A 10,585-nucleotide genomic window follows, 5' to 3' on the forward strand; every position below is an offset into this window, starting at 1 on the left:
ACCGTCAGGCGGCGGCCAGTCGCTCCTCGGCGGCACCGGCGTAATGGGCGGACTGCTCGATGCCGATGAAGCGCCGGCCTTCCTGCAGAGCCGCTACGCCGGTGGTGCCGCTCCCCGTGAAGGGGTCCAAGACCACGCCGCCCTCGGGGGCGATGCGCACCAGCTGGCGCATCACGTCAACGGGCTTCTGGGTGATGTGCACCCGGGTCTTCCCGCGGGGCTGGCTCCCTTCGAGCCAGCCGGGCAGGTAGATGGTCGGGGCGTGGCGGAGCGGCTCGCCCCGGGTGCCCCAGAGGACGTACTCGCACTCCCTCCGGAAGCCGTCGCGGATCGGCCTGTTGATGCGCTTTCGCCACGGGATGATGCCGCGCCACGTCCAGCCGCCGGCCTGCAGTGCATCCGACGTCGCGGGGAGCTGCGCCCAGTCGGTGAAGACCAGCAGCGACCCGCCGGGCCGGGTGAGCCGGTACGACTCGCCGAGGACGAGTCCGAGCCAGTGGGTGTAGCCACGCTGGTCGCGCGTGTCCCCGTCGAAGTCGGCCAGGGCGTGCCCCGCGTAGCCGCTGACGTACTTGTCCCGGGCTCCCTGGGCCCGCCGCTCGGCGTTGGTGCGGCCGCCGGAGTTGTACGGCGGATCGCAGATGACCGCGTCCACCAGGTCGCCCAGCGTGGGAAGAAGGGTGAGGGCGTCGCCGCGGTGAAGAGTCCAATCGGTCATGAGTTTCTCCTGGGTCGGGCCGTCTGGATGACGACCGCGAAATGATCATGGCCGAATGTGTGTTCTATTTCCAGCCATCTCACGCAGCGCGGTGCTGACCGGCAGCGATACGGAGGGCCAGGGCCGCGAGGGCGGGCATGACCTCCCCACGGTGAGCGGTGTACGCCTCCGGGGTGAGTCGATGGCCGCACGCCTCACAGTGGATGTGCAGCTCGTCCTCCCGCTCCACCAGGGCGAAGGCGCCGCAGCCGGGGCAGGGGGCGTCCTTGGCGGTCCGGCGCGGCCGGGTGTGGGTGACCCGCTCGATCCGGGCGACGAGGTCGGCGACCTGGTGGTAGAACTCCTCCGCCCACGGCCGGGTCACCGCGTACGGGAGGTACGCCTGCAGCCACGCCGACCAGGCCGGTATGCCGGTGCCGGTGCGCGGCCGCGCGTCGGTGCACCGGTCGATCCGTACGGTGCCGTACCGGTCGGTCCAGACGGCCGGGTAGTCGGCCGCGAGGTAGCGGGCCCACCCGGCGAGGAGCGGCCCGATGGGGATGCCGCCGGTCTGGTCGCCGTGCGGGTCCTCGATCGGCACAGGGTGCCCGGGGCCGAGGAGATCGAGGGCGCGAACGTCGACGGGGAGCGGGGAGTGCGCGCGGCCGGACCCGCCGCGCTGCGCCGGTCCGGTGTCGGGGCGCAGCGCGGCGCGCAGCAGCGGAAGGGTAGCGACGACCTGGCGGAGGCGGACCCGCAGCCGGTACGTGCAGCCGTCGCACAGGTAGGCGTCGGCGGGGGCGTCAGTTTGGCAGACGGTGCAGGTGGACATGGGCGCTCCGTGCGGTCGGTCAGGTGGTGCGGCAGGCGAAGAGGTCGGCGGGCGGCGGCGGCCGCCGTGGGCGGGCAGCGTGTCCGGGGCAGAAGTGCTGGTCGCCCCAGCTCTCCCATCCGGCCCGTACGGCGACGGCGCGGGCCTCGGCCGCGACGGCGGTGCCGGTATGGAGCTGCGCCGCGCACGTCCCGGTGTGGTGTGCGCGGTCGCAGCTGATGACGAGGGCGAGGCTCACGCGGTCGCGATACAAACGGCCAGGACGGTGTCCGCGTCCCACCCGTACTCCTCGATGTCGGCGGGGTACGCCATGGCCCATGGCTGGCGCTGGTGCTGCTCGAAGAGCGCGGCCGCGACGCGTTCGCGGGCGGTGGGCTCCGACCGGTCGGCGGGGGCGGTGAGCGGAGCGACGGCGGCCTCGGGGGACTCCGCCCTGGCCTTCAGCGCGCGGTAGTCCGCGCAGTCGGGGCAGCCGTCACCAGGCCACTCGACCCGCGCGCCGTGGTACCCGCCGCGCAGCAGAGCGTCCAGGGACGGGGCGGCGGTGGTCAGCACGTAGTCCGGGTCGTCCATGACGAGCACCCGGCCGTCCGGGAACTCGCAGCCGTCCAACACCACCCCGTCGCGCGCGGGGTGGAGACGGAACCCTCGGGCGAACTCCGCCATCACGCACCGCCCTTCGTAGCGGCGCGCCACGCCTGCACGACGGCGGTGGGGATCACGCCGACCGGGGAGACGGCGTGCCCGTTCGCGGACGCCCACTCACGGACGGTCGCGGAGTCGTAGTCGCGGGGCGCCGGCTTCCGGCGCGGGCGCAGCTCCTCGCGCCGGGCGCGGACCTCCTGGAGCTGCTGCAGCAGCTGCTGCTCCTCGGAGTCGACGGCGGCCAGCTGCTGCTCGGCGGTGTGCAGCGCGCGCAACTCCGTGAGCAGCTGGTGGACGCGCTCCCCCTTCTGCGCGGTGGACTGGGTGGTGTGGGAGAGGGCCCAGCCGACCAGTTTCCCGATCGGAACGGGCGTGTCGGTCGCGGTGGGGTCCGGTGGCCGAGGGGCGGGGATCGGGGGCATGGTCGTTCTCCTTCGGTGGGCGGTGTGCGGAATGGTGGGGGCCGGGTGCCGGCGGACGCCGGGGAGCTCGGCGTCCAGGAGGCGGCGCAGCGCGGCGATCGTCACGGAACGGGCCTCGGCTGCGGCCGGTCGGCGCGGTCGCCGAGCCGCCACCCGGCCAGCGCGTCCAGGAGGTCCTGGACGTGCACGACGGCGTCGGGGTCCGGGCCCGGCGGACGCGGGCGGGTGCGCCCGTACGTGCCGTCGGGGAATTCCTCGCGCGCCTCCTGGACCCGGTCGAGGATCTCGGCGTCCTCTGAGATCACGGGCGCCCCTGCCAGGGGGCCGGCCGGACCCCGGACCGCGCCCTCTGCCCCGTACCGCTGCTGCGCCTCGGCGGCGGGGTGATGCACGTGGCGTGGTGGGGCATCGCCTGCCACTCGCCGGGGCGGAGCTCGGGCCGGGCCGCGGTGATCGTACGGACGTACAGCACACCGTCCGGCCCCTGCATCACGCCAAGGTTTCCCTTGTCGGTCGGCGCGGCGTCGATCGGCTGGCGGCGGCCGTGCGCGGTGGTGAGGGCCCAGCAGATGGGCGCACCGCACCGGCGGCACGTGGCGAGGTGGCGGCTCGATGGCTTCATGCGGGGGTCCCTTCGGGGTCGGTGGTGAGGAGCGGCCAGACGCGAGCCCGGCCGTACAGCTGGATCGCGGCGGGCACGCCGTGCTCGGCGAGGGCCTGGCGGACGGCGTCCGAAGACGCGTCCGGGTCGGCCGGGAGCGGCTCGGGGTCGGGTACCGGCGGCGGGGGCCAGGGCACCCATGCGCGCGGCTCCCGTGCGGGCGGTCGAGGCTCCGGCTGCTGCGCCCGGGCGGGCGGCGGCTCCTCCTCGATGGCGGGCCCGTCGTCGTGCCCGGGGTCGTAGCAGCCGGGGCAGGGCGCGCCGGTGGTCCAGGTGAACCCGGACTCGCAGCTCGGGAGGTTGGAGCAGCCGTGGCGGACCAGGGCGGCGCCGAGGATCCACCGGCCGACGTCCCGGGGGGCGGTGGTGGTGGCGTAGCGAAGGCGTAGACGGTCGGTCAGGCGCTCCTCGCCGGTCCCGGCGCACAGCTGGCGGCCGATCTCCTGGCCGATGCGGCGCAGGACGTACGCGCTGATCTCCGGCAGGTGGTGGCGTACGGGTTCGAGGACCCGCCACACCCGGGGCGATAGCTGGAGCTCCGGCCCGCGGTACGTGCCACCGCTGGTGTTGCTGCGCTTTTCGTCGTGACCCGCACCGTGGTACGTCGGCCCGGCCGGGCGGTTTTCCACAGGGGCGGCCCGGTAACTACCCGTCACTCGCCTACGGCGGATCCCACTACCACCCGCGCTCTTCAAGGGTCGGTCAGTCGTGGTGTCATCCACTGACGGGGATCCGTCAGCGGTGCGGGGAGCCGATCCGTCATGTATGTCAGAAGTCGCGGTGGGGGCCGTGGTGGTGGCGGCGGGCTCCACCACGACCTCGTCGGCGTCGGCGGCGTCGTCCAGGACCGGGCGCAGCGGGCGCAGGTGGGCCTCGTAGGCGTGGCGGCCGCGCGGTCCCTGGCGGCGGTGGACCGTGATCCACCCAGCCGTCTCCAGGTCGTCCAGAAGCCGCATCACCTGACGGGCCCCGAGGGGCTCCCCGGCGGAGTCGCCGTACTGGTGGCGGACGAGGTCCTGCAGGTCCGAGAGGGCCAGCGGGATGCGGCGGGCCTGGGCGTAGCTGATGCCCGCGTACAGGCGCAGCTGGCGGGGCGCCATCGACGTCGCGGCCCGGGCGGGCAGCCACACGAAGAGTTCGTCGTCGTCCATCGGGCGGACCCAGCGTTGGGCGGACTCGCCGTCGCCGTCGCGGGACGTGATGCGGCGGGTGAGGACCTCGGCGACCCCATCGGTGCCGGCCGTCGTGAGCTGCGTCAGGGCGCGCTCGACAGCCGACTTGGACAAGCCGAGGTACTCGGCGATGACCGAGACTTTCGCGCGGCACAGTTCAGGCCGCAGGGCGAGTACTGCGATCTTGATGTAGACGCTCAGGGCGGCATCGCCGTACTGAGCACCCACAACCAGGCGCAGGGGCACGCGGATACGAAGACCGCCGCCCGTGCGCGGCCGTGCGGCCGGGGCCGCGCGGGGCGGCTCCGGGCACGGCGCAGCCGCAGCAGGTGCTGCGTGCGCAAGGGCGGCGGTCAACAGGGACTCCGGGGAGGGGGGTTGGTCAGGCGGAGGCGAGGTGCTCGCGAGCGATGCGGTCGGCGACGCGGCGGGCGCGGTACCGGGCGAGCGCACCGGCGGGGATGTGCGGCTGCAGGTCGGCCGACTCGTAGGCGCGCGGGCCCGTGCGAGAGACCCACCCGCGCTGCACCAAGGCGTTGAGCGCCACCGCGACCTGTGCCGGGGAGAGGCCCGTAGCGGTCACCAGCCCGGCCAGACGCGGCTGGTGGCGCATCTCCCCGGTGCGGAAGTTCCCGTGCGTAGCGAGGGCCAGGGCGACGAGGCGGCAGTGGGGCGTCAGCGCCGATTCCCAGACGGCCCGGGCGTGCACGCGCCGGAACCTCTCCCGGCCGACCAGAACCCCGGGGGCCAGATGCCGGGCGATCAGCTCGGCGTTGGCGCGCCGGTCGGCGGCGCGGGCGGCGATGTCCATGGGCGACGGAACCGTCATGGTGCTTCCTGTTCAGGTTCGGTGGTGAGTTGCGAGAGGTAGCTGCCGGCGGGCCAGCCGGGGCCCGGCGGGGGCTCCGGGCGGCCCGCCAGGGCGTTGGGGGTGTGCCGGTCGCATCGCCAGCCGATGACGTACCGGACGGTGCGGGCCAGACCGTGGGGGAGGCCGACATCACCGCACGGCGGCGGCCGGCGGCGGCGCGGGGTCACGGGGCGGACGACGTGGGGACGTTGCCGCAGCGGGTGCACACGAGCCCGGCCGCCGTCGTACGGTGCCGCCTCTCCATGTGTCCGCACTGCGGGGTGTGGCAGGCGACCCAGACCGTCGATTCCCGGGCGAACGCCGCCTCACGGGCGATGCGAGCCGCCCGCACCCGACGGCCGAGCCCGGCGAACCCGTGAATCAGGGCGAGGGCCCCGAGCGCGACACCGACGACCCAGCACAGGAGCCCGGTCAGCAACACCGCGGCGAGGGTGATGAGAACCCACTCGGGCATCAGAACCGCCCGTCCATGTACTCGGCCTCGGCCAGCTCCTCGGCGGCGCGGTCCTCGCACTCCGGGCACCCGCAGTCCGTCCAGGAGCCGTCGATGAACTCGGCGGCGCACTCGTCGTCGTCCTCGGGCGCGGTGGCGGCGGCCGCGCGCTCCTCGGCGGCGTGCCGCTCCTCGTCGGCCGCGTCCAGGAGGAGCACGGCGGTGCGCTCCTCCTCAGCGGTCGGCGGGTCGTAGTCGGCGTACTCGGCGTGGTCGTCGTAGGTCATTGGGGCCCCCTGGTCCGGTGGTGGGTGAGGTAGCGGTCCGCGATCCAGCCGGCCGCGATCGCGGCGGCCGGGATCAAGCCGAAGAGAAAGAGAGCGGTCAGTAACGCGGTCACTGGTCGGCGTCCGGGTCGTACGCGGCGGCGACGGGCACGGGGACCACGAGGTAGCCGGTGGTCGTCTCCGGACCCTCGGCCACGGTGGCGACCAGCTCCAACGGCTCCTCCGGGTCCTCGGGGTCGTCCCCGCCGAGCCAGTCGAAGGTGAGCGTGGTTCCCGCCGGGTGCTCGTCGCTCAGGGCGCCCTCGCAGTGCGCGCGGGCAGCGGCCGCCGTGGCGTAGTGGCCCATGTGGATCGCGTCGTGCTCGGCGCGGTAGACGTAGCCGCCGTCCGACGCGGGAACGGCGTCGTCCAGGCGGGCGAGATGCGCGACGGCGTCCGCCCACGCGGTCACCGCCTCCTCGGGCGCGTCTGCCGCCACGGCCTCGCCGAGCTCGGCGAGGCCGTTCAGCGCATCGTCGGCGGTGGCGTCGTCACGGAGCGCCCGGGCCAGGGCGACGAGGACGGCCGTACGGATCGGACGAACAGCCGGAGTGGACGCCGTCCCGGCCGGGATGTCCTTCTCCGTGCTGAGAGCGTCCGCGAGGCGGGCGGCCAGGCCGTCGACACTGCCGGACCAGGTGTCGCGGGACTGGACGTCGAGCTGGGTGTACGCGTGCTCCACCGTGACGCGGGTCGCGGCCCACCGGGCGCCGGGGACCAGGGCGAGGAGTGCCCGGGTGATGTGCTCTTGCATCAGCTGGCCACCGTCTCGGACGCCTCGGCCACGACGGCGACCACGCGCACCCGCACGCCGTCGAGGGTGAAGTCGGTGGTGTACGTGACCGAGGAGGTCGAGCCGCGCGGCTGCGTCCGGAGAACCTCGGCGTCGTACGCGCTGGCGATGGCGAGCACCGACGCGGCGTCGATGTAGTGGAGCAACGCCCGGTAGTCCGAGACGCTGGCGTGCATGAGAGACGCTTCCGCGCAGTAAGGAGCGGCCGGCACCGACGCGGAAACGGCCAGCAGGGCGGCGGACGCCGCGCGCTGCGAGACGCGCCACGACGGCTCGGGTTCTGCAGTGCCGACCTGTACGGACGGCTCGATAAGCTGGGTGGTCACGGTGAGCCTCTCTGGTGAGGTGATCCGGTGGGGCCGCGGACCGGGCATGGTCCGGGGCCCTGTTTTCGTTAGCCGCGCATCCGGCCAGGCAGCCGAGGCACGAGCAGCGGTGGCTGCGACGGTGCGCTCTGCGACCGGCGGGGAGGCGCGGTGCTTTCGGGCACAGCTGGTGAGGCGTGGTGGATCAGCAGCTGGTCGAACTGAGCCCGGGTGAAGCGCCAGCTACCGCCGACCTTCGTGGCGTCCACGCGCTTGCGGCGCGCCTGGTCGCGCACCCACCACGCGGAGACCTGCAGGGCGTCGGCGACGTCCTCGGGCGTGAAGAGCCGCGGCAGATCGGCTCCCGGTCGGGACGCCGCATCTCTGATTTGGGTCACACGTGCGGGTGAGACCGCGCTTGTTGCCATTGGCTGCTCCCGTCTTGCGTGTGCTCCTCGTTCGGATCCGGTTCGTTCTGTTTCGGAGACGATGGCGGCGCGAAAAGGACCAGGACGGCCACGCCGAGCGCCTCCGAGAGTGCGTGTGCCTGGCCGACTTCCAGCGTGGCGAGACGGCCCGAGACAAGGTGTCCGACGTTGCCAGGGGAGACGCCGGACGTCTCCGCTAGCGTCCGCACGCTGTACGGCGCGCCGCGACCGGGGTGCTCCATGACGTATCGGAGGACACCCCGGTCGCGGAGCTTGTAGCGGACAGACAAGGTGGCTCCAGATCCGTACGAGGTGGCTACGTTCGGGAACACCTAAGCATAGATGTAGTCGAATCGTCTACAGATCAGAACGAGCCTTGTGGGGTTTCGGTGAAGACGCCCTCACGACTACCGTGGGATGTAGACGATTCGTATGTGGATTGGAATGGTGGGTCTCGCTGACCTGCCCGTTCCCTGAGAGCATGGCGGGCACGAGTGAGACAGTCGCAGCAGGCGCCGGGAGGCGCGGAGAGGCAGACATGGGAGAGCCGACACGGCCACGACACGACTCGGACGCCGCCATCCCTCCACGCCTAGCAGGGGAAATGGACTCCGATGCATTGAGCCAGTTGGTACGGGCGGTGAACGACGGCGGGATCTCGTACGCGGACATGGCGGACAGGGCCGCGAGGGCCGGCGTCCCCTTGAGTAAGCCCTATTTTCAGAAGCTCGCGACCAACGCCGTCTCGACCGCGCCCACGCCGGAGCGCCTTGTGGCCATCGCGGCCGCTCTAGAGAAGCCGTTGTCCGTGGTGAAGCTCGCGGCCGCGAGGCAGTTTCTGGAGTACGAGGGCAGCGAGCTGACGCACTTCAGCGCGGACGTGCGGGTCATCGTGGGTCACCTCGCCGGTATGGGCCCCGAGGACGCGCGACGCTGGCGGGCGATGATCGAGGCGGACGAGCGGGCGCGCCACCACCGGGAATGACGCCCTCCATATCAGTTCATGATCACGCCCCGCATATGTAGGGTGACCGGACAGCGATTCGAATATGCGTTCGGCATGCGACAGGGGTAGCAGTGATCACGTTTCGGCTGGCAGAGAGCGACATCCCGGGTACCGGGTTCATCAAGTCCCACCGCGGCGGCATGACGTACGTGCTGAACCGCGGGATTTTCCTGCCCGAGCACGCTGCAGCGCTGACCGCCGCGACCTCCAGCGCACTTGAGGCTGTACCGCTGTTCCAGCTCTGGAACGGCGAAATCGTGGATCTTTCGACCGTAGACGACGCGGAGCCGACCGCCCTGTTCGGGATGCAGCAACACTGACTCCCTCTCCCCGGCGGACACCACCGCGTCTCAGGGGGACGCAATGGGATACGCCGAAAACCGCGGCTCGTACTTCCGGGCCCGCTACAAGATCCGTGACGGCGAGTACGGCACCGTCAAGGACGAGCAAGGCAACACGATCCGCTACACGGGCAAGCGCGCGGCGGTGCAAGCAGCGAACGAAGCGGAAGCGGCAGTCCGCACCGCCGGCGCACCCGTCGTTCGGACGGTGGCGCCAACGTTCGGCGAGTACGTCCAGACGTGGTGGGCCACGCAGGACCTGGCAGCGAGCACGATGCAAAACTACCCGAGCCACATCCAGGGCCACCTGCTGCCGTTCTTCGGCGAAATGATCATTACCGAGATCACGCGGGCCCACGTAGAGGCATGGGCGAAGGAACAGCGCGCCGCCGGGTACGCCCCCACCAGCATCCAGACGTATCGGAGCGTCCTCCACCTCATCCTGCAGGACGCGGTCGAGGACATCGAGGAGATGAAGGCGAACCCGGCGGCGCAGCGACGGGGCCGCGGTCGTCGGGCGGGGCGTAGCCGTGCCCGCGGGCCCGAGAAGGTGATCACGAGCCCCCTGGGAGCTCTCCTCGTCGCCGAGCGGGCGTCCATCCTGTCGGGCCGCGACGACGAGTTCGTCCAGGACGTCACGATCGCGTACACGGGGGCCCGTTGGGGTGAAGTCGTTGGGCTTGACTGCCAGTACGTGCGGGCGTCGACCATCGACATCCAACAGCAGCTGTACGAGCTCAACGACGGAACGTGGGAGCTCTGCCCGCCGAAGGATGACAGCTACCGGGTTATCGATCTGCCGCCTTTTCTCGGCAGGCTCCTTGCCGGACAGAAGACTCGGGCACCTGAGGCTGGGTGCACGTGCCACGGCGTGCGTTCCCTCTTCTGGTCGGCGGCCCCGGTGGAGCGCGTCACGAACGCGAGGATCGCGGAATGTGCAGGGGTGTCTGCGTCCACCGTCAAGCGAGTGCGCGACCGTCCGATGGACGCGACTGACGTGTCTCGGAGGCGCGTCGTTGCGGCCATGGAGACGCTCGGGTGTTTCTCGCCGAGCGCCACACACCCTCACTGGACGCGGAATGCCCACCGTCACCAGACGTTCGAGCCGGCGGCCTCGGGGTGGTTCCCCGCCAAGGGGCGGACCAATCCAGCGCACCCGGTGTGCGTCGTCGCGGACGGGTCTCCGTGGCCCGGCGTCGTCACCCGAGGGCGGTACTCCTCCGAGCACGCGGACGCCTGCTGGGCGCCGGTCGCGGCAGGCCTCACGGTGCACGGTCTCCGGCACTGCCACGCGACGTGGCTGGAGGACCTGGGGACGCCCAAGAAGTTGATCGATCAGAGGATGGGGCACGAGGACGGTTCGGTGTCGGCCCGGTACCGGCACGTGACCCCCGGCATGCGTGCGAGGATGCTGGCCGGTCTCACCGGTATGTGGGAAGCGTCCCTGACGGAGCGTCTGGCGCTTGCCCCTCGGTCTCCCGTACGGGTCCTGGACCTCCTGCTCCAGGAGCACGCGGACCGGGTTTTCTCCCAGAGTTCTCCCCAGCGGGTGATCTCCCAAGCGGTTCGTCGCAGTTACACCGCGCCTGAGCTGCACTTTGTGAAATGAAGCAATCTGAAGCGGACTTCCTACTTCATGAAGTCCCCGCCGGT

General features: G+C 71.9%; 17 protein-coding genes. 3 read left to right on the forward strand and 14 right to left on the reverse strand.

The features are described 5' to 3' along the window. Positions 1-4: 4 nt before the first annotated feature. From ACFZAX_RS33935 to ACFZAX_RS34000, 14 genes are all read right to left on the reverse strand, one after another. Positions 5-718 carry a DNA methyltransferase gene (locus ACFZAX_RS33935; protein ID WP_390966590.1) on the reverse strand — a complete coding sequence of 238 codons (714 nt, stop codon included), beginning with the start codon at positions 716-718 and terminating at the stop codon, positions 5-7. A 79-nt stretch (positions 719-797) separates the two neighbouring features. After that, positions 798-1,529, reverse strand: a complete 732-nt coding sequence (locus ACFZAX_RS33940) for a hypothetical protein (protein ID WP_390966592.1) — start codon at positions 1,527-1,529, stop codon at positions 798-800. Between the two features lie 19 nt (positions 1,530-1,548). Beyond that, complete coding sequence (locus tag ACFZAX_RS33945; protein ID WP_390966594.1) at positions 1,549-1,767, reverse strand: hypothetical protein; 219 nt, start codon at positions 1,765-1,767, stop codon at positions 1,549-1,551. Then, complete coding sequence (locus tag ACFZAX_RS33950; protein ID WP_390966596.1) at positions 1,764-2,195, reverse strand: hypothetical protein; 432 nt, start codon at positions 2,193-2,195, stop codon at positions 1,764-1,766. The genes ACFZAX_RS33945 and ACFZAX_RS33950 overlap by 4 nt, the downstream gene beginning before the upstream one ends. Continuing rightward, positions 2,195-2,596 (reverse strand): histone-like nucleoid-structuring protein Lsr2, encoded by a 402-nt coding sequence (locus ACFZAX_RS33955; protein ID WP_390966598.1) that lies wholly within the window; start codon positions 2,594-2,596, stop codon positions 2,195-2,197. Before ACFZAX_RS33955 ends, ACFZAX_RS33950 begins: the two co-directional genes overlap by 1 nt. Positions 2,597-2,697: 101 nt before the next feature. Next, on the reverse strand, positions 2,698-2,901 hold the full coding sequence (locus tag ACFZAX_RS33960) for a hypothetical protein (RefSeq protein ID WP_390966600.1): 204 nt from the start codon (positions 2,899-2,901) through the stop codon (positions 2,698-2,700). After that, positions 2,898-3,218, reverse strand: a complete 321-nt coding sequence (locus ACFZAX_RS33965; protein ID WP_390966602.1) for a hypothetical protein — start codon at positions 3,216-3,218, stop codon at positions 2,898-2,900. The genes ACFZAX_RS33960 and ACFZAX_RS33965 overlap by 4 nt, the downstream gene beginning before the upstream one ends. Then, entirely contained in the window at positions 3,215-4,675 is a 1,461-nt protein-coding gene (locus tag ACFZAX_RS33970; RefSeq protein WP_390966604.1) for a hypothetical protein, read from the reverse strand. Before ACFZAX_RS33970 ends, ACFZAX_RS33965 begins: the two co-directional genes overlap by 4 nt. 136 nt (positions 4,676-4,811) lie before the next feature. After that, a complete protein-coding gene (locus tag ACFZAX_RS33975) occupies positions 4,812-5,258 on the reverse strand; it encodes a hypothetical protein (protein ID WP_390966606.1) in 447 nt (148 codons plus the stop codon). A gap of 205 nt (positions 5,259-5,463) precedes the next feature. Then, positions 5,464-5,754: a hypothetical protein gene (locus ACFZAX_RS33980; protein WP_390966608.1), complete on the reverse strand. Its 291-nt coding sequence runs from the start codon at positions 5,752-5,754 to the stop codon at positions 5,464-5,466. Beyond that, positions 5,754-6,020 carry a hypothetical protein gene (locus ACFZAX_RS33985; RefSeq protein WP_390966610.1) on the reverse strand — a complete coding sequence of 89 codons (267 nt, stop codon included), beginning with the start codon at positions 6,018-6,020 and terminating at the stop codon, positions 5,754-5,756. The genes ACFZAX_RS33980 and ACFZAX_RS33985 overlap by 1 nt, the downstream gene beginning before the upstream one ends. 109 nt (positions 6,021-6,129) lie before the next feature. Next, positions 6,130-6,813 (reverse strand): hypothetical protein, encoded by a 684-nt coding sequence (locus ACFZAX_RS33990; protein WP_390966611.1) that lies wholly within the window; start codon positions 6,811-6,813, stop codon positions 6,130-6,132. Continuing rightward, positions 6,813-7,178: a hypothetical protein gene (locus ACFZAX_RS33995; protein WP_390966613.1), complete on the reverse strand. Its 366-nt coding sequence runs from the start codon at positions 7,176-7,178 to the stop codon at positions 6,813-6,815. Before ACFZAX_RS33995 ends, ACFZAX_RS33990 begins: the two co-directional genes overlap by 1 nt. Before the next feature lie 68 nt (positions 7,179-7,246). Further along, positions 7,247-7,555 carry a helix-turn-helix domain-containing protein gene (locus tag ACFZAX_RS34000; RefSeq protein WP_390966615.1) on the reverse strand — a complete coding sequence of 103 codons (309 nt, stop codon included), beginning with the start codon at positions 7,553-7,555 and terminating at the stop codon, positions 7,247-7,249. Between the two features lie 634 nt (positions 7,556-8,189). Between ACFZAX_RS34000 and ACFZAX_RS34005 the strand changes: the two genes are divergently transcribed. From ACFZAX_RS34005 to ACFZAX_RS34015, 3 genes are all read left to right on the forward strand, one after another. Then, positions 8,190-8,570 carry a hypothetical protein gene (locus ACFZAX_RS34005; RefSeq protein WP_390966617.1) on the forward strand — a complete coding sequence of 127 codons (381 nt, stop codon included), beginning with the start codon at positions 8,190-8,192 and terminating at the stop codon, positions 8,568-8,570. A 92-nt stretch (positions 8,571-8,662) separates the two neighbouring features. Further along, entirely contained in the window at positions 8,663-8,911 is a 249-nt protein-coding gene (locus tag ACFZAX_RS34010; protein WP_390966618.1) for a hypothetical protein, read from the forward strand. A 43-nt stretch (positions 8,912-8,954) separates the two neighbouring features. Next, positions 8,955-10,541 carry a tyrosine-type recombinase/integrase gene (locus ACFZAX_RS34015; protein WP_390966620.1) on the forward strand — a complete coding sequence of 529 codons (1,587 nt, stop codon included), beginning with the start codon at positions 8,955-8,957 and terminating at the stop codon, positions 10,539-10,541. Positions 10,542-10,585 lie beyond the last annotated feature (44 nt).

The organism is Streptomyces sp. NPDC008125 (assembly GCF_042957125.1).
Taxonomy (GTDB): Bacteria; Actinomycetota; Actinomycetes; order Streptomycetales; family Streptomycetaceae; genus Streptomyces.

Excerpts from the sequence above, each read along its gene's own strand:
- ACFZAX_RS33935 (WP_390966590.1), bottom strand. The coding sequence starts at position 718 with ATGACCGATTGGACTCTTCACCGCGGCGACGCCCTCACCCTTCTTCCC.
- ACFZAX_RS33940 (WP_390966592.1), bottom strand. The coding sequence starts at position 1,529 with ATGTCCACCTGCACCGTCTGCCAAACTGACGCCCCCGCCGACGCCTAC.
- ACFZAX_RS33950 (WP_390966596.1), bottom strand. The coding sequence starts at position 2,195 with ATGGCGGAGTTCGCCCGAGGGTTCCGTCTCCACCCCGCGCGCGACGGG.
- ACFZAX_RS33955 (WP_390966598.1), bottom strand. The coding sequence starts at position 2,596 with ATGCCCCCGATCCCCGCCCCTCGGCCACCGGACCCCACCGCGACCGAC.
- ACFZAX_RS33965 (WP_390966602.1), bottom strand. The coding sequence starts at position 3,218 with ATGAAGCCATCGAGCCGCCACCTCGCCACGTGCCGCCGGTGCGGTGCG.
- ACFZAX_RS33975 (WP_390966606.1), bottom strand. The coding sequence starts at position 5,258 with ATGACGGTTCCGTCGCCCATGGACATCGCCGCCCGCGCCGCCGACCGG.
- ACFZAX_RS33980 (WP_390966608.1), bottom strand. The coding sequence starts at position 5,754 with ATGCCCGAGTGGGTTCTCATCACCCTCGCCGCGGTGTTGCTGACCGGG.
- ACFZAX_RS33985 (WP_390966610.1), bottom strand. The coding sequence starts at position 6,020 with ATGACCTACGACGACCACGCCGAGTACGCCGACTACGACCCGCCGACC.
- ACFZAX_RS33990 (WP_390966611.1), bottom strand. The coding sequence starts at position 6,813 with ATGCAAGAGCACATCACCCGGGCACTCCTCGCCCTGGTCCCCGGCGCC.
- ACFZAX_RS34005 (WP_390966617.1), top strand. The coding sequence starts at position 8,190 with ATGGACTCCGATGCATTGAGCCAGTTGGTACGGGCGGTGAACGACGGC.
- ACFZAX_RS34015 (WP_390966620.1), top strand. The coding sequence starts at position 8,955 with ATGGGATACGCCGAAAACCGCGGCTCGTACTTCCGGGCCCGCTACAAG.